Below are 17,146 nucleotides of genomic sequence, written 5' to 3'. Positions count from 1 at the left end.
CCTTAGCTGTTATCTAAGCGTGGCGCTTTTATCCCAGTTAACACGTTGCTGCAGTTGCAGCATCAGCCTGTCCAGCGCATAGCCGATTAAGCCAATAACCAGTACCGCAACGCAGATGCGACTGAGTGAGTCGGACGAGCCGTTTTGAAATTCATCCCAGACAAATTTGCCAAGACCGGGGTTTTGCGCCAGCATCTCGGCGGCAATCAGTACCATCCAGGCAATGCCGAGCGATAAACGCAGGCCGGTAAAGATCATCGGTACTGCGGAGGGCAGCACAATGCGCCGCACATGGGTTAGCCAGTTCAGCTGCAATACCCGGCTTACGTTTTGCAAATCGGGTGAGATATTACTGACGCCGACTATGGTGTTAAGCAAAGTAGGCCATAAGGAACATAGCGATACAGTAAAGACCGATACTAAAAATGAGCGCGCAAACAAGGGCGTGTCGCTTTGATATAAGGCACTGACCAGGATGGTCACCAAGGGCAGCCAGGCAAGTGGCGACACCGGCTTAAATAACTGAATGAGCGGGTTAAAAGCGCTGTATAGCCTGGGGCTTAGCCCGATGACGATACCGGCCGGGATCGCCACTAAGGATGCCAGCACAAAACCGGTTAGTACGGTGTACAGGCTGGTTACAATCTGGCTGAAGAAGGTTGGCCTGCCATTATAGGGACGCACACTAACCACCGCATCCGGATTGGCTGCCAGGGTGGCGGCATTACGCTGCTGTTGACGCTGATAAAACGCTGTTTCACGGGCTTTTTCCGCTTTATGCTCGGCAATCAAAACAGACCATTGCTGTGCTGCCTGCACTGGGCCGGGAAAACTGCCAAGGGAGGTAATGATTTGACTGGCCAGTATATGCCACAGCAGGACAAACACGGCGACGCCAGTGGCCGATACAAAACTTTGTTTTAACCAGTTATTCAGCTGCTGCTGAGCAGGCAGATAGCGTCGCACCCGTGACCATTGCGTTGGAATAGTGCTCATTGTCGGGCTCCTTTAATCTTTTAAGCCAATGGCAAATTGCTGCAGGTAGGCGTTGGGTGCGGTGGCATCGAACTTTTTACCATCGATAAAGCGGGTAGCATCAATTGACCGGTAACCGCTTTCGTTAGCAAAGTCCGGAAAATCAGCAGCCGACAGCTTGCCTTCAGCAATCAGAGCTTTGGCTGCCTGCTGGTACAGCGCCGGTTGGAAAACTTGCCTGGCAATGTCCTGATACCAGCTGTCCGGTTTGGCTTCACTAATCTGGCCCCAGCGCCGCATCTGGCTTAAGTACCAGATGGCATCTGAGTAGTAGGGATAGGTGGCGTGGTAGCGGAAGAACACATTGAAATCCGGTGTGGGGCGTACATCGTCACGGGCATAGGCAAATACGCCGCTCATGCTGTTGGCGATAACTTTTTCATCAGCACCGACATAATACGGTTGCGAGATAAGTTTGGCGGCAGCAGCACGGTTAGCGTTGTTATTTGCATCCAGCCAATGACCCGCACGGATCAGCGCTTTAATCAGATGAAAATGCGTTTGCGGGTAACGCTCTGCCCAGTTTTGGCTGACGCCGAAGATTTTCTCCGCCAGGTTAGTGTGAATATCGTAGTTGGTGACCAAAGGCACACCCAGATCCCGTAATACCGCCTGTTGGTTCCAGGGCTCGCCGACACAGTAACCATCTATGGTGCCGGCTTCCATGGTGGCAGGCATTTGCGGTGGTGGGGTAACCGAAAGCAATACATCGGCTTTTAGCTGACCGCTATTGTCGCCGGTTTGGGGGGCGTAATAACCCGGGTGTATGCCTCCTGCGGCCAGCCAGTAGCGCAATTCGTAATTATGGCTCGATACCGGAAATACCATACCAAATTGCAGTTTTTTACCTTGCTTGGTTTTTGCTGTCAGTGCAGGCTGCAGTTCATCTGCGCTAATCGGATATTGCGGTTTGCCCTCGTTGTTGCGTGCTACAGAGCTGGCTATGTGCTGCCAAACCGCGTTGCTAACGGTACAGGCATTGCCGTTTAAGTCCATGACAAAAGCCGTTTGCATCGCGGCCTGGGTGCCGATGCCGATACTGGCACCTAATGCCTGGCCAGCCAGCATATGGGCGCCATCCAGCTGACCGTCGATAACCCGATCCAGTAGCACTTTCCAGTTGGCCTGAGCCTCCAGTTGTACATACAAACCTTCATCTTCAAAGTAACCACGTTCCAAGGCTACCGCTAACGGTGCCATATCGGTCAGTTTGATAAAGCCAAGTTTTAAATCCGGCTTTTCCGGTGCAGCCCATGCTTGCAGGCTAAGGCTTAAGCCGAGGGCCAACAGCAGGCGGTATGTGTTACGTTTCGGCTGTGTCATCTATGCTGTCCTTTGTTATTAAACGCTTTATAAAAGCAGGGCGAAAAAAAACGCCATCTGGCTGCACCCTGTTGCGGATACAGCCAGATGGCGCCTTTGCCATTAGCTTGTTAGCTGGTTTTGTATTTCAGTTGCCTCTTTGCAACCTGCTGTCAATACAAAGCAGTTAGTGTGCCAGTTTTGAAATGTGTTTATTTTCAGTTGTTTAGTGTTGTTGTGCTAGTGGCAAGAGCCGTGCAACGGCACAATAACGGTGCAATTTGCACCAGTATGGCTCTGAGCACAAAGGGGGAGGCTATAACTGCATCCCAAACATCATGCCGTCGATAAAGCCGCTACCTTCGCCTTGCATACCTGTACTACCTTCCAACCGCCAGTCTGCTGCCGGAGCGTTAAACCCAAGGCTGGTTGCAACCTGGCGAAACAGATCTGGCCGGTATACTTGCTGCAATACTGGCTGATTAAGCGGCCCTTGCCATTGTTGCAGGTTGCGCATTTGCAAAAGTGTAAAAGCAGCCTGCGAGCGCCAGGGCATATTTAACTCGGTGCCGAAAAACGCTTGTGGAACTTTTGGATTAAAAAGGCTGCTGCTCTTCAAGCCTGTGTCAGCCAGAGATAAATACTGGCTTTGTGCCAACCATTGCCATAGTTGCTCAATTTTATCACTATCGGTTTGGATGTCTTTTAGCCAGTGGCAGGCTTGCAATAAAGCAGAGACCAACGCCAGATAACACTGCGGTTTACTGTCGGCAAACTGCTGGCTTACCGCAAACACTTTTTCCTGCCAGTTATGCCATAGCTGATCGCAACTTGTAACCAGAGTTCCCTGGCCATTTAGCTGTGCCAGGCTGCTCCAGGGTTCGCCAACACAAAAGCCATCGATTGCGCCGCTGGCTAATTGCGCGATCATGGCAGACGGTGCCATGCCAATTACTTCGACCTGACGATTGCTGATCCCCGCCACATTTAACCAATAATGCAGTTGATAATGATGACAGGAGTAAGGTGAAACGGTGGCCAGCCGCAACGGTTGTTGCTGTGGGCGTTGCTGTAAATATTGCTGAAGTGCTGTGCCGCTGGCCAGTGGGCAGGGCAGTAGTGCAGGGTCCAGATCCAGTTGCTGCAATAAGCGGTTGGACAGCGTGATGGCATTGCCACCAGTGCTCAGAACCAATGATGTGGTCATCGGCACTTCAGCTGCGCCTAAACCCAGGCTGGATGCCAGCGGCAAGGGGGCTATCATCTGCGCGCCGTCCAGCAGACCAAAGGCGACTTTATCTCGGATACTGGCCCAGGTCGCTTCGCGTTGCAAAGTTACATCCAGGCCTTGTACGCTAAACAGCCCTGACTCTTTTGCCACTATTAAGGGAGCAGCGTCCAGCAATGGCACGAAACCTAAGGTTAAACTGCGTAGCTCTGGTTGATACAGCATGGTCATAGTGCCTCCAGAATAGTGATCACATCTTTGGCGACATCAGCCATTTTTTGTTGCCGGTCCATTGCCAGCTTGCGCAGCGTACTAAAAGCTTTGGCTTCGTCCATTTGCTGCTTTTTAATCAGCAGACGCTTGGCTTTATCAATCAGTTGTTGCTCCGCTAACTGGCTTTGACTGTTGTGCAGTTGGTGACGCAATTGCTGGAACTCGTTAAACCGGGCCACGGCAACGTCGATAATGGGTTTTACCCGTTTTGCTGTTAAACCATCGACAATATAGGCGCTGACACCGGCCTGTATAGCCAGTTTAATGCTGTCAGGATTATCATCGTGGTTGGCAAAAAACACGATAGGCCGGGGGTTATGCTGGCTAATCACTGTCATATGTTCCAGCGTATCGCGATCGGGTGAGTCCATATCAATAATGATGATGTCGGGCTGTACGCGTTCAACGTGATAGCGCAGTGAAGCTGTGCTGCTCAGCTGACATACCACCTGATATCCATGCTGCGCCAAAGCTTGCTCTACCAGCAGAGCCCGCTCGGTTTCATCATCTACCAGCATCACTGATAACGGCTTTTTATCCACGGTACTGCTATCTGCTTTTATTTTGAAGTAAGCATGCTGAAGCAAAAGCTGTTCCACTGCACCCGGTTTCACGCCGTGGCTGGGCTGGCGGCGTAATGGCAGTGTTTACGGTTGGCTTAACAGTGATGAAATGCCTTTATTTGGTGCAAGTTGCACTGTGCTAAAGCGTGAAAACCAAGTGGTGCAGCGATGAGGTTTATATATCTGATTGAATATAAATGAAATTGTTAATTGGCATTGAGCTTGCAAAACCTTTACTGTACTAAGATGTAATAATAAAACAACAGCTTCACGAGCAATGGCGCTCGCTGTGTCTCCGGTTTTCCGGCTGATACAGCGGGCGCTTTTTTTTCGTCTGTTATCCGGAGATGGTCATAGCATATGAACGACATCTTAACCCGTACCTTAACTACGTGCCCTTATTGTGGCGTTGGCTGTGGCATCTGCGCCAGTGAAACTGCTAAGGGTGTGACCGTTGCGGGTGATAGCACGCATCCGGCCAATTTCGGCAGGCTGTGTGTAAAAGGCAGCGCTCTGGCGCAAACCCTGGGCGACAAAGGACGCTTATTAGTGCCGCAGCTTAATGGCGAAAATTGCGATTGGCCAACAGCTATCAATGCTGTGGCTGAAGGGTTGCAGCAGATAATAGCGCAACATGGTGCCGGTGCAGTGGCGATGTATTTATCAGGTCAGTTGCTAACCGAAGATTACTATGTTGCCAACAAGCTGATGAAGGGCTTTATTGGCAGCCCGCATGTCGATACTAACTCCCGGCTCTGTATGGCATCGACTGTAGCAGGGCATAAAAGGGCCTTTGGTGCTGATGTGGTACCTGGCTGTTATAACGATATTGAACAAGCAAGGTTGTTCGTGCTGGTAGGGGCGAATATGGCCTGGAACCATCCGGTGTTATTTGGCCGCATCCAGGCAGTAATACAAGCAAACGATGATGCTAGGCTGGTGGTAATAGACCCGCGGCGCAGCGCAAGTTGCGAGGCTGCGCAGCTACATCTTAAGCTGCGACCGGGCAGTGACGTGCTGCTGTTCAATGGCTTACTGAGTTTTTTGGCGGAACAGGGCAAACTTGATCATCGTTTTATCAACCTGCACACCGAGGGCTTTGCAAGCGCGCTGGCAAGCGCACAACAGCAGGCATCGACGGTGGAACTCGTGGCTACTGGTTGCGATTTGCCGGTAGAGCAGATATTGCAGTTTTACCGTTGGTTTACAGAGCAACCGCTTAGTCTGACGCTGTTTTCTCAGGGGGTAAATCAGGCCATCGATGGCACTGATAAAGTTAACGCCATTATTAATTGCCATCTGGCCACCGGCCGCATAGGTAAAGCTGGTTCAGGCCCGTTTTCGCTAACCGGTCAGCCCAATGCCATGGGGGGGCGCGAAGTTGGTGGTTTGGCCAATCAACTGGCCGCGCATATTGATTACAGTGACAAAACACAGCAAGCCCTAGTAGGTGAGTTCTGGCAGGCACCCAATCTGGTGCAACAGCCTGGCTTCAAAGCCGTAGAATTGTTTGATGCCATTGAGCGTGGCGAAGTTAAGGCTGTCTGGATAGTGGCTACCAACCCGGTAGTGAGTATGCCGCAAGCGGACAGGATAAAAGCAGCTCTGGCCAGATGTCCACTGGTGATTGTAAGCGATATGTATCAGCATACAGATACGTTGGCATTCGCTACGATTAAACTGCCAGCACTTGGTTGGAGTGAAAAAGACGGTACGGTAACCAATTCGGAGCGCTGCATTTCGCGCCAACGTGCGTTACTCCCTGCGCCAGGGCAGGCCAAGGCCGACTGGCAGATTATCTGTGACGTCGCCCGTGCTATGGGCTTCAGCCAAGGCTTTAATTTTAGCAGTGCAGCCCAGATTTTTGCTGAACATGCTGCTTTGTCCGGCTATAAAAACAAAGGTCAGCGTGCTTTTAATATTTCTGCTCTGGCTAATCTGAGTGCTGCGCAATATCAACAGCTCAACCCTGTGCAATGGCCGGTTACAGAGGACAGGTTACAAGGTACAGCGCGTTTATTTGCTGATGGCGAGTTTTTTACCGCTAGTGGCAAAGCGCAATTTGTTGCCGTGTATCAGAGGACGCTTAGTTTGCCATCCGCGGCGACGCCATTGTTGTTAAACAGCGGCCGTTTACGTGACCAATGGCATACGATGACACGCACCGGACGTGCAGTAAGCTTAATGCAGCACTATTCAGAACCGTTTGTGACTTTGCACCCCGCAGATGCGGCCTTGTATGGCATAGCTGCCGGTGATTTTGTGCAACTTAGTAATGCCTCTGGCCAGATGTTGGTACGCGCTGAAATAAGTGATAGCCAACGCAGTGGCGAGACGTTTGTGCCAATGCACTGGAGCGCACAGTTTGCCAGTCAGGCAAGAGCCGATGTGCTGTTCGCCGCGCACACAGACCCAATCTCCGGCCAACCTGCACTTAAACTAAGCCAGGTAGCGCTACGCAGAATGTCGCCCGATTGGCAGATATTGCTGTTTACCCGTGAACCCTTATCGCCTGAGCAGCAAGCCGTATTCAGCCAGCATTATCTGGCCAGGATGCCGCTGGCCAACTGTCAAAGCTACCGGGTAGGCCTGATGGCGGGGCTTGACCCAATGCAACTGGTACAGCAACTGCAGTTTATTCCTGGTGTGACGTGCCGTGATAGCCGGCACGACGCGCTAACAGGCTATCGCGCCGCAGCAGTTGAGAACAAACAGCTGCAATGGGTGCTTTTTGCCGGAACAGATTTAGTTGAGGTTGATCCGCTCTGGCTTAATCAACAATTTTCAGCGTCATTTAGCACAGACAATCATCTGCAATTACTCAGCGGACGAGCAGATCAGAGCGGTGCTATAGATAACAGTGCGCTGATTTGTAGCTGTTTTAGTGTACGCAGCAAGGCGATATGCCGGGCTATTGCTAACGGTGCAGACAGCACGGCCAAACTGGGTAAATTACTTCAGTGTGGTACCAATTGCGGATCCTGCTTACCGGAACTCAATCAGTTGCTGCGCCAGCAGCTTAGTCTTACCAGCGAAGGAGCTTAGCTATGTTAGTTACTCATCAAAACTCAGACGTAGGGCATTCAGGCAAATCAGGCGAAGTGGCGTTGGTAGGCGCTGGCCCTGGGGCAGCAGATTTACTGACTCTGCGCGCTTTAAACCTGATCCAGCAAGCTGATGCTGTTGTTTATGATCGTCTGGTTAGCACTGAGGTGCTGGCTTTGATCCCAGCAGATTGTCAGCGATTTGATGTCGGCAAAAGCCGCGGCCAACATAGCTGCTCTCAGGCACAAATTGGTGCTTTGTTACTGAAATTGGCGCGTCAGGGATTAAGGGTGGTGCGGTTAAAAGGCGGTGATCCGGCGATTTTCGGACGCTTAGCAGAAGAGCTGGATGTACTGAGTAAGGCTGGTGTTAGCTGGCAAATAGTGCCGGGTATTAGTGCTGCATCAGGCTGTGCAGCGTCAAGTGGTATACCGCTGACGGAACGGGGGGTCGCTCAGCAATTGCGCTTTATCAGTGCAGTAGATAAAGACTGCAATACCGGGCAAGACTGGGCCAGTCTGGCCAAACCCGGTCAAACACTGGTGTTTTATATGGGGCTCCGTGCGCTTGAAGAGATTTGTAAGCAGCTTATAGCACATGGCCTGGCCGCCGATTGGCCGCTGCTGTTGGTGGAAAATGGCAGTCGTCCAGAGCAAAGGTGTTTGCTAAGCACGCTTTCTGCAGCATTGGTTGATGCACAGAACATGGCTCTAAAATCTCCTTGCTTAATCATGGTTGGCGAAGTAGTACTCAGACACCCGCAGGCAATAGATTTAGCGGCGAGCGTATGGCCCAAAAGCAGCAAAACTCTGGCTGCGTAAATGGCTAATAGATTTTGTTGGCTTTTCCAGGTGAGTTAGAGCCAGCTTTACCTAGAGTCGCAAATACTGAAATTTTCATTTTGACGTGCGTATGAGATTAGGGGAAGTCCATATGCTGCTACAGTTTTGCGTGCTGCTGCTAATGAAAGGGCCGGGTAATTCCCGAGCTTCAAGTTATTCCGTCTCGATTGCTGTGGTCGAAAGTAGTTGAAGTACCAGACTTTTGTTCCATGAATCGTTATTCTTAGCAGTAAACCATCACCATCAAACAGCGCATAGGTTGTTTTTTGTGGTTTACTGTTTCGAATAATTGTGTCGCTTAAGGGGATGATTTTTCTAGGCATTTTGGCTCCATAGAACCACAGAAAAACCACAGCGTGCTCCATGTTCTTCCTGTGGTGCTAAAACGCGTTGCTAGCGTTAGACCAAGTAAGACCACGTAAGACTAATAAAGACAGCTAAGTATTGATATATATTGAGTTTTTGTTGGGAGACAGACCAGTTTAGACGGGGTTGAACTGGCTAATGGCTGCCCCAACAGGAATCGAACCTGTAACTGCCCCTTAGGAGGGGGCCGTTATATCCATTTAACTATGGGGCAACGCGGCGAAATTCTAACAGACCGGTAAGTGATTGGAAACCTGAACCTTAATAACTGGCTATTTTCCGCACACTTACAATATCGCCTTGCTGAATATGTTTCAGCAGCTTAGTGCTGCCGCTGGCCCAGGCGTGCTGCTCGCTAAGGTCCGTTACCTTCAGGCTGACGGCTTCTTTAATCAAACGTTTGATACCGGGGCTGGTAGGGTGACGCTGCAGCTGAAACAGCTGTAACTCGTCGCCCGGTTGCAAGCCGTGTATTTTGCCAATTTCCAGCATTACCTGATTATCTTTTACCTGGCGTATGCTGCTGAGTAACGGCTCGCACTGTAACTGGCGCTGCACATCTTCTGCTACAGCAGATAACAGATGGTCAATTTTCTGACCGTACGGCATTTGCCAGAATGCCTGACTGTGGCTGGCCGGGGTGCTTTTGCTTTCGTACGGCCAGCTGGCGCTGGTGCGGTACTCCTGCTGGAACACCAGGTGTTGTTCAAACAAGTCGTAGAGGTTTACCTGCAGCGAGAAAAAGCGCTCTTTTTGCGACTGTTGCCAGAAGCGGTTGGTGCTTTGGCCCAATGATAAATCATTAATTTGTGCCAGCAGTATATACTGGTTACCCTGGCGGAACATGCGATCGGTATCCGGGTACACCAACTGCTGTGCCGTCACGCTTTGCTGCATAGGTTTAACCAGTGCCGCCGGGCTGTAATCCTGCATATGCAGCTTTAGCTGATTTGTCACATCGGCACCGAGCTCAAATAACTGGCCATAAATTGCATCTTGCCTGGCGTGCAGCTGCACCTGGCTCAGTAGCAGCGGTTTACGGTATATATTGCCTTCACAGCTGCTGCCCTGTGCTTCAATATCCAGCCTTAACGTTACCGTGATCAAATCGTCTTGTTGCTGCTCAGTGATAAGCTGCAGCTGTTTGATCTCGCCCTGGCTGCTGACGCCAAGCTGCTCTTGCTGTAATACGCCATTTAATACTACCTGCGTGCTGCGGACACTGGCGCCGGCGGCAAGCGCAGCACGTTTTACGGCATCGTCAATTGCCTGCTGCCTGGCCTGTTCCACATCTCCCTGGCTTATAAAAGCCTGGCCGGTCGCTTCATACCAGGCAGCCTGACCTGGCAAGCTTAGCAGGGCTGCGCCTAGCACACTGATAATAAGATGTCGTTTCATCATTTTTTCACCCGGTAAATACTTACACCAACAAAGCAAAATGCGTGCCTGAATGCTGGCCCGAATTTTGCTGACGTAATACCGTATAAGATGCCCCCTTTAATAAAAACGGGTGGATGGAACGGAGGTTATATGAAACTGTGGTTAAGCCTTACATTGGCTGGCAGTGTGCTGCTAAGTGGTTGTTCTGCGCTTTATAACAAGCATATAGAATATGCAGATGTAAAGCCGGAATCGTTTCCGCTGCTGCGGGCTGTGGGCTATGCGCCTATCAGTGCACAGCTGAGTAATGACAAGCAGCAAAAGATGTTACAAGCCATGAAAGCGTCCAAGCTCGACGCCTATAAAGAACTGACAGAAATGGTATATGGCCAAAAAATTGACGCCAACAATCAGCTGCAGGACATGGTACTGACGAATGAGCACTTGTCTGCTTCGGTTAAAGGGGTGATTAACGGCGCCAGGGTAGTAAAAACCTATGCTGTTGATGATGTGTATGTTACCGAATTGGAGCTTGATTTCGAGCAGGTTTATTATCTGTATCAGAATACGCGGCCACAACAAACCATTAAAAGCGTCAGGTATTACTAAGGTTAATGTCTGCTGCTTAAGCTTTAATGCCTTTGCCTTTATTGTCTACTGTGGGCATACCCTTATTGGTATAGGTAAGGCCGGATTTGCCTCTGCTGGCCAGCAGCTCAGTTTTAAAGCGGGCCAGTGTCAGCTGGCTTTGTTCCAGCGTTTGCTGATTGATATCGTTATGGCGTTTACACTGTTCTAATTGCTGGTCGATGTTAGTAACCAGCTGTTTAAACCAGTCTTGCTGTTTCATGCTTTCCAGCTCGGGGGCTTGCGCCAGCTGATGATCTGCTTGCTGCAGTTGTTGTAGCACAACAGCTTTAGCGCTGGTGATACGTTCCAGCTCATTGATGTCGCGGTTGGACAGGGCGGCAAGTTCTTGCCGCAACAGCAACAGCAGCTCATCCAGATGCTGCTGTTGCTGGTTTAATAAAGCGGTGATGGCGTCGGCGGCTGCGGTCATTTTTTACCGAATAACTCGCTTTCAAACTGCACGATACGGCGTGCCAGCTGTTCAACGTTAATTTTGTACTTACCTTCACTGATCGCTTGTTTGATCTTGTCGACCTTTTCCTGATCAATACCACTGCTGTTTGAGGCTTTTTCAGTCAGTTTGGAAAACTGCTGAGCCTGCGGCGTGATTGATACCGAATCCTGTTTCTGGTTAGCATTTTGCGTGGCGTTTTGTTGCACAGCAGCCTGCTGACGCTGAACATTTTGTTCAACCTTGTCGTTTTTTACTTGCGTTGTATTTTGCAAGTTATTGATATTAATAGCCATGCTCGGACCTCATCACCTTAATACAGTTCCTTATGTTCAGGTTAACGGCGTTAAACAGCAAAACTTTAGTAAATTTTTTAAAATTTTACTCTGACATGATTGACAGCGATCACTTCAGCGCTTATCGCGCGTTTAGATTGCTGATTCATCACACTGATAGTATCTCCAAGGCTACCATCAGACTGCGCTACGCCGGTTGCAGCAACGCTAAGACCATTGTCACTAACTGATATTGTAACAACATCTCCTTTGCAGACAAGGCAAAGATCCTGCAAGGTTAAAATTTGTCCCATCGACAGGGCTCTTTTGGTACGGGCACCAATAACACTGGCTGCATTTTCTACCAGACTGCCACGGATAAAGCGCCGTTCGCGTTGTGCTGTTGTTAACATATCGGCCGTTATCAGGCTGCCTGAAGCAATATTTTGCTGCAATATTATCGCCTCTACAATCTCATCAATTCTTACAGGCACATATAGCTGCCAGCCGATTTGCGCAGCGCAGCGGATCTGAATAGTATTTTGGCGCTGCGTGAGCGGTTGTGACAGGCTGAACTCCAGTGGCTGTGCACAGCTTTTGCTGCCAATACGGTTATCCAGTGGATTAACATTGATTTGTGTGGAGGAGGTTTCTTCAGCTGCAATCTGCTGTGTCAGCCATTGATCTGCCAGGGCGGTAAGTTCGCCTGGAGTATAAACAGATTCTTGCATCGCAGCTGTGCCAAATGCCAACAACAGCAATGAACTAAGTGCCTGTTTAAATAAATTTTCGTACTTTTTCATAAGGTTTCGGCTATGCTTTACTGGCTAGGGGTTATAACATATGACGGTACTTTGACGCTAACCGCCTTAACCTGATTTGATAAGGGGTTAAGCAAGAATTGATCCTGATAGTATTACAGAGGAGCGGCAGATGGCCGGTATTTTAGACTCAGTAAACCAGCGTACGCAGTTAGTCGGGCAGAACCGGCTGGAATTATTGTTGTTTAAGCTGGTCGGCCGCCAGCGTTACGGCATTAATGTGTTTAAAGTGCGTGAGGTATTGCAGTGTCCGCCGTTGACCGCGATCCCCAAACGTAACAAATATGTGCGCGGTATTGCCCATATACGTGGTCAGACAATTTCTGTTATTGATTTAAGCCTGGCGACAGGCGGTAAAGCCATTGATAACACCAAAGACTGTTTTATCATTATTGCCGAGTACAACCGCTCAGTGCAGGGGTTCCTGGTTAACTCGGTTGAACGCATTATCAATATCAACTGGGAAGCTATTATGCCGCCGCCCAAGGGCACAACCGGCAAACAAAGTTACCTGACAGCAGTAACTGAAATTGATAAAGAATTGGTCGAGATTCTGGATGTAGAAAAAATTCTGGAAGAGATTTCACCATCACCAACCGCAATATCTAAAACGCTCGACACTCAGAGTATTACTGCTGATTTGGGTGACAGGTTGATCCTTATTGCAGACGACTCTGCTGTGGCGCGTAATCAGGTAAAGAGGGCTCTGGAAGGGCTGGGCGTGCGGATGCACCTTGTAAACAATGGTCGCGAAGCTCTGACTTACTTACAGCAAGTGGCAAAAGAGTGTGCTGAATCGGTGACAGAGAAAGTCGGCTTACTGATCTCAGATATCGAAATGCCGGAGATGGATGGTTATACCCTTACCGCTGAAATTAAACAGGATGCCAGGCTGAAACGTTTGCACGTGATCCTGCATACTTCATTAAGTGGGGTATTTAATCAGCAAATGGTACAAAAAGTCGGCGCAGATGATTTTATTGCCAAATTTAACCCTGACGAGCTGGCGGAGTCGGTACAAAAATGGTTGCATGCTGACTGATAGTTAAGGACTGCCGGTGCTGAATAAAGATTTACAGGATAAAGAGTACATACTGTTCCGGGATTTCCTGGAACAGCAATGCGGTATCGTGCTGGGTGAGAACAAGCAATATCTGGTTAAAAGCCGGCTGGCACCGCTAATGCAAAGATTCGGTGTTGCATCTTTGTCTGAGCTGGTAACAAAAACCCTAAGCCCGTTTGAGCGGCAGCTGCGCTCGGCGGTGATAGATGCGATGACGACAAATGAAACCTTGTGGTTTCGTGATACTTACCCCTACGAATTACTGAAGAAGCAAATCTTTCCCGAGATGGAAAAAACTTGCCGCAACGTCAAAATTTGGTCGGCGGCGAGCTCCAGTGGACAAGAGCCATATTCTATTGCAATGACAGCTTTGGAATACCAGCAAAGTCGTCCCGGTTCGTTCAGCCTTGGCGTAAGCATTCTGGGTACCGACATATCTAATACTATGCTGGAGCATTGTCAGCGGGCTGAATATGACGGCTTGGCGCTGTCGCGCGGCTTGTCGCCTGAGCGGCGCAGTAAGTTCTTTGAAGACAGCGGCAAAGGTATGATGCGGGTGAAAGAGCCGGTGCGTAAGAATGTGAGTTTTCGCCACCTTAACCTGCTGGACAGCTACACCTTGTTAGGCAAGTTCGATATTATCTTTTGCCGTAACGTACTTATTTACTTTTCCGCCGATGTGAAGGCAAAAATTATCCGCCAGTTTGCCCAGTCGCTGAATTCACGTGGCTATTTATTCCTGGGCGCGTCTGAATCGTTATCCAGCCTGAACAACGATTTTGAAATGATCCGCTGTAACCCCGGTATTATCTACCGCAAGAAAAGCTGAACACTCGTTTTTTATTTCTGGCCTGAGTTTTGCATTTCATTTGCCATCGTGAATAAACAGGTGGCAAAAAAATGGCAATCAGTTTTGAAAAAGCATTTGGTTTGCATCCTGAAGCCATGCTGGTGCGTGATCGGCGGGCACAGGTGCTGGCCGAAAACATCGCAAACGCAGACACGCCTGGCTATAAAGCCAAAGATATCGATTTTCAGCAAGCCTTAAGCAATGCCAAGGCCCGGCAATCCGGTGCGATAAACCGCACTCACGAGCAACACTTTAATATTTCTATTGCTCAGCGCCAGGAAGCAATGTTCCGTAACCCGGACCAGCCTGATACCGGCGATGGCAACAGCGTAGATATTCATCGCGAACGAAATGCCTTTATGCAGAACAGTCTGGAATACCAGGCCAGCATGACCTTTCTGAACGCCCGCATCAGCGGCCTGAAAAAAGCCATCACCGGTGGAGGCCAGTAACCATGAGTGCTTATAAAATTTTTGATATCGCCGGCAGCGGTATGACAGCACAGTCTGTGCGTATGAATACCACCGCCAGTAATATTGCCAATGCCAATAGCGTCAGCAGTAGTATTGACCAGACCTACCGCGGCAGGCACCCGGTTTTTGCTGCTCAGTTGTCAGAGGCGCAGCGCCTGCAGGGCGATGACACTGCAGGCGTACAGGTACTGGGTATTGTTGAGTCGGACGCACCGCTGAACGTAGAGTACGCACCGAACCACCCGCTGGCAGATGAAAATGGCTACATCTACAAGCCTAATATCAACATTATGGAAGAGATGGCGAACATGATTTCTGCGTCGCGCTCGTATGAAACTAACGTGCAGACTGCTGATGCCGCTAAACAAATGGTAATGCGTACCCTGCGTTTAGGCCAATCTAACTAAGGGCATAACTTATGACTAGTTCCGTAAACAATAACTCTGCTCTGGACGGTATGTATTGGGATAACACCGATAAAGTGCCAGATAAGAATAACGGTGCCCTGACGCAGGCCGATTTTTTTGCGCTGCTAACACAGCAGCTTGCATATCAGGACCCGACCAAACCGGTAGAAAACGATCAAATGATCGCACAGATGACCAACTTCACCATGGCGGATGGTATCGGTTCGCTAAATGAGAGTTTTAAAGGTTTTGCCGAAAGCATGACGTCTAACCAGGCATTGCAGGCTTCATCACTGGTTGGCCGCAGCGTGTTAACCCAGTCAGATGAGATTGTATTTACCGGCGAAACCTTATCGCGCGGCACCATTGAACTCGATAAAGCCGCAACGATGATGAAAGTGCGGATAGAAAACGAGAAAGGTCAGCTGGTTCAGACATTTAGCGTTGAAAACCCGAAGGTAGGTAAAAACGAGTTTATTTGGGATGGTACCTATATGGAATCCGGCGCCGGCAGTGCGGCTGAGGTCGATGGTGAATTATCTGAGCGGGTAAAAGCCGGTGTCTATAAGGTAAAAGTTGAAGTCAGCTACACCGATGGCACCAATGCCAGCTTACCGGCAAATGTGTACTCGCCGGTTGGCAGCGTGAGCCTCAACGGCACAGGTGGCGGCGTTACCCTGAATCTGCTTGGGCTGGGGCCGGTTAAATTAAGTGATGTTTTAGAAGTATCTTACAGTTAATAGCGAGCTGAGGTGAATTATGAGTTTTAATATCGCATTAAGCGGCCTGGCCGCAGCGCAGAAAGATTTGGATACTACGGCAAATAACATTGCCAACGTAAATACAACTGGCTTTAAAGAGTCACGGGCAGAGTTTGCAGACGTTTATGCAACCTCTATTTTTGCCTCTGGCCGCACTAAAGTAGGTGATGGTGTGACAACCGCAGTGGTAGCCCAGCAATTTAGCCAGGGCTCATTGCAATTTACCAATAACTCACTGGATTTGGCGATAACCGGCGAAGGCTTCTTTGCACTTACGCCTGATATACAATCGCAGGATATGACCTACACACGTGCCGGCGCCTTTAAACTCAATAAAGACAATTTTATCGTCGATAACAAAGGCAATTTTTTGCAGGGCTTTGCCGTTGACCCGGTAACGGGCGAAAATCAGTCTGTCAGTTTAAGTACTACGCAGCCTATTTCAATTCCAACTTCAGCGGGTGCTCCCCGCGCAACCAATAATATCTTTCTGAGTATGAACCTGGACTCACGCGAGTTAGCAACCGATGGTGTACCATTTGATGCAACAGACCGAGCAACTTACAACCATTCGACGTCGGTAACAGTGTATGACAGCCTTGGTGAGTCACACACAGTGACAACATACTTCCGTAAAACGACGACTGTGCCACCGGCAAATGCCGAGTGGGAATCATTCGTTGTTTGGGATGATGTTACCGGTTCACCTTTGCCGGGCGATAATTTGGTATTTGACGCCAGCGGTAACTTTGTAACGCCACCGGTACCAACTATTACACTGCCTGCAGCAACACTAAATAACCCCGCGAATGGCTACCTTACTAACGGTGCTCAATTTGCAGCTGACGTAGTGGTGAACTTCCGTGATGCATCGGGCGTAAAACAGCCCACTCAGTATGCTTCAACGTTTGATGTAAATAACCTGAGCCAAGACGGTACCACTGTTGGTTATCTGACTGGGGTTGATATTGACGCCTTTGGCCGTGTACTGGCCAGTTACAGCAACGGTGACTCTGCCTATCTGGCACAGGTGGCGATGGTGCGCTTTGCCAACGTTCAGGGCTTAAAGCAAGTGGGTAATACCTCATGGAAACAAAGTATTACTTCAGGTGAACCTATAGGTGGCCAAGCCAATACCGGTACTTTTGGCGCGGTAAATGCGTCATCACTGGAGCAATCCAACGTTAACCTGACCACTGAGCTGGTTGATTTAATCAGCGCCCAGCGTAACTTCCAGGCCAACTCGCGTGCGCTTGAGGTTAACAGCACCTTACAGCAGACAGTGCTGCAGATACGATAAGCATGGCGTAGCTGAAAACACCACCCTTTGCGGTGGTGTTTTTTTATGCATAGAAGAACGGGAGCCAACAGCTTTACTGCA

Annotated in this window: 18 protein-coding genes and 1 tRNA gene; 9 read left to right on the top strand and 10 right to left on the bottom strand. The window is 49.5% G+C overall.

Features of this window, described 5'->3' with window-relative positions:
* Window positions 1-9: 9 nt before the first annotated feature.
* The 4 genes from LHL18_RS04300 to LHL18_RS04285 all read right to left on the bottom strand — a co-directional run bounded on the left by LHL18_RS04300 (window position 10) and on the right by LHL18_RS04285 (window position 4,425).
* The gene (locus tag LHL18_RS04300; protein ID WP_226765900.1) at window positions 10-996 is read right to left on the bottom strand and encodes an ABC transporter permease; all 987 of its coding nucleotides are present in this window, start codon (window positions 994-996) and stop codon (window positions 10-12) included.
* 12 nt (window positions 997-1,008) lie between these two features.
* Window positions 1,009-2,358, bottom strand: a complete 1,350-nt coding sequence (locus tag LHL18_RS04295) for a CmpA/NrtA family ABC transporter substrate-binding protein (RefSeq protein ID WP_226765899.1) — start codon at window positions 2,356-2,358, stop codon at window positions 1,009-1,011.
* Window positions 2,359-2,653: 295 nt separating this feature from the next.
* Entirely contained in the window at window positions 2,654-3,796 is a 1,143-nt protein-coding gene (locus LHL18_RS04290; protein ID WP_226765898.1) for a CmpA/NrtA family ABC transporter substrate-binding protein, read from the bottom strand.
* A complete protein-coding gene (locus LHL18_RS04285; protein ID WP_226765897.1) occupies window positions 3,793-4,425 on the bottom strand; it encodes an ANTAR domain-containing response regulator in 633 nt (210 codons plus the stop codon). The genes LHL18_RS04290 and LHL18_RS04285 overlap by 4 nt, the downstream gene beginning before the upstream one ends.
* Window positions 4,426-4,761: 336 nt before the next feature.
* Here LHL18_RS04285 and LHL18_RS04280 point away from each other — a divergent pair, with 336 nt between their 5' ends.
* Together LHL18_RS04280 and cobA are read left to right on the top strand one after the other, a co-directional pair.
* Window positions 4,762-7,446, top strand: coding sequence for a nitrate reductase (locus tag LHL18_RS04280; protein ID WP_226765896.1), 2,685 nt, complete (start codon window positions 4,762-4,764; stop codon window positions 7,444-7,446).
* 2 nt (window positions 7,447-7,448) lie between these two features.
* The gene (cobA, locus tag LHL18_RS04275) at window positions 7,449-8,267 is read left to right on the top strand and encodes a uroporphyrinogen-III C-methyltransferase (protein WP_226765895.1); all 819 of its coding nucleotides are present in this window, start codon (window positions 7,449-7,451) and stop codon (window positions 8,265-8,267) included.
* Window positions 8,268-8,314: 47 nt separating this feature from the next.
* Here cobA and LHL18_RS19850 read toward each other — a convergent pair whose 3' ends face one another.
* The 3 genes from LHL18_RS19850 to LHL18_RS04260 form a co-directional block, all read right to left on the bottom strand.
* Window positions 8,315-8,611, bottom strand: a complete 297-nt coding sequence (locus LHL18_RS19850) for an integrase arm-type DNA-binding domain-containing protein (protein WP_226765894.1) — start codon at window positions 8,609-8,611, stop codon at window positions 8,315-8,317.
* Window positions 8,612-8,793: 182 nt separating this feature from the next.
* Window positions 8,794-8,868, bottom strand: a tRNA-Arg gene (locus LHL18_RS04265).
* A 47-nt stretch (window positions 8,869-8,915) separates the two neighbouring features.
* Window positions 8,916-10,055, bottom strand: a complete 1,140-nt coding sequence (locus LHL18_RS04260; protein ID WP_226765893.1) for a flagellar assembly protein T N-terminal domain-containing protein — start codon at window positions 10,053-10,055, stop codon at window positions 8,916-8,918.
* Between the two features lie 129 nt (window positions 10,056-10,184).
* On the opposite strand from LHL18_RS04260, the gene LHL18_RS04255 reads away from it, so the two are divergent.
* Entirely contained in the window at window positions 10,185-10,643 is a 459-nt protein-coding gene (locus LHL18_RS04255) for an LPP20 family lipoprotein (protein WP_134053679.1), read from the top strand.
* Between the two features lie 16 nt (window positions 10,644-10,659).
* Here the strand turns inward: LHL18_RS04255 and flgN are convergent, their stop codons facing one another.
* The 3 genes from flgN to flgA all read right to left on the bottom strand — a co-directional run bounded on the left by flgN (window position 10,660) and on the right by flgA (window position 12,193).
* A complete protein-coding gene (gene flgN / locus LHL18_RS04250; RefSeq protein WP_226765892.1) occupies window positions 10,660-11,094 on the bottom strand; it encodes a flagellar export chaperone FlgN in 435 nt (144 codons plus the stop codon).
* The gene (gene flgM / locus LHL18_RS04245; RefSeq protein WP_134053683.1) at window positions 11,091-11,411 is read right to left on the bottom strand and encodes a flagellar biosynthesis anti-sigma factor FlgM; all 321 of its coding nucleotides are present in this window, start codon (window positions 11,409-11,411) and stop codon (window positions 11,091-11,093) included. The genes flgN and flgM overlap by 4 nt, the downstream gene beginning before the upstream one ends.
* A 77-nt stretch (window positions 11,412-11,488) precedes the next feature.
* Window positions 11,489-12,193 (bottom strand): flagellar basal body P-ring formation chaperone FlgA, encoded by a 705-nt coding sequence (gene flgA / locus LHL18_RS04240; RefSeq protein WP_226765891.1) that lies wholly within the window; start codon window positions 12,191-12,193, stop codon window positions 11,489-11,491.
* Between the two features lie 130 nt (window positions 12,194-12,323).
* Between flgA and LHL18_RS04235 the strand changes: the two genes are divergently transcribed.
* The 6 genes from LHL18_RS04235 to flgE all read left to right on the top strand — a co-directional run bounded on the left by LHL18_RS04235 (window position 12,324) and on the right by flgE (window position 17,065).
* Window positions 12,324-13,253, top strand: coding sequence for a chemotaxis protein CheV (locus tag LHL18_RS04235; RefSeq protein WP_226765890.1), 930 nt, complete (start codon window positions 12,324-12,326; stop codon window positions 13,251-13,253).
* Window positions 13,254-13,269: 16 nt separating this feature from the next.
* Window positions 13,270-14,103, top strand: coding sequence for a CheR family methyltransferase (locus LHL18_RS04230; protein WP_134053689.1), 834 nt, complete (start codon window positions 13,270-13,272; stop codon window positions 14,101-14,103).
* A gap of 71 nt (window positions 14,104-14,174) precedes the next feature.
* Window positions 14,175-14,576 carry a flagellar basal body rod protein FlgB gene (gene flgB, locus LHL18_RS04225; RefSeq protein WP_134053691.1) on the top strand — a complete coding sequence of 134 codons (402 nt, stop codon included), beginning with the start codon at window positions 14,175-14,177 and terminating at the stop codon, window positions 14,574-14,576.
* A gap of 2 nt (window positions 14,577-14,578) precedes the next feature.
* Window positions 14,579-15,004 carry a flagellar basal body rod protein FlgC gene (gene flgC / locus LHL18_RS04220; RefSeq protein ID WP_226765889.1) on the top strand — a complete coding sequence of 142 codons (426 nt, stop codon included), beginning with the start codon at window positions 14,579-14,581 and terminating at the stop codon, window positions 15,002-15,004.
* Window positions 15,005-15,015: 11 nt separating this feature from the next.
* Window positions 15,016-15,744 carry a flagellar hook assembly protein FlgD gene (locus tag LHL18_RS04215; RefSeq protein ID WP_226765888.1) on the top strand — a complete coding sequence of 243 codons (729 nt, stop codon included), beginning with the start codon at window positions 15,016-15,018 and terminating at the stop codon, window positions 15,742-15,744.
* A 19-nt stretch (window positions 15,745-15,763) separates the two neighbouring features.
* Window positions 15,764-17,065 (top strand): flagellar hook protein FlgE, encoded by a 1,302-nt coding sequence (gene flgE, locus LHL18_RS04210; protein WP_134053697.1) that lies wholly within the window; start codon window positions 15,764-15,766, stop codon window positions 17,063-17,065.
* The last annotated feature ends 81 nt before the right edge of the window (window positions 17,066-17,146 follow it).

Source organism: Rheinheimera aquimaris, assembly GCF_020531985.1.
GTDB lineage: Bacteria > Pseudomonadota > Gammaproteobacteria > Enterobacterales > Alteromonadaceae > Alishewanella > Alishewanella aquimaris.
This window is presented reverse-complemented; position numbering and strand designations above follow the sequence as displayed.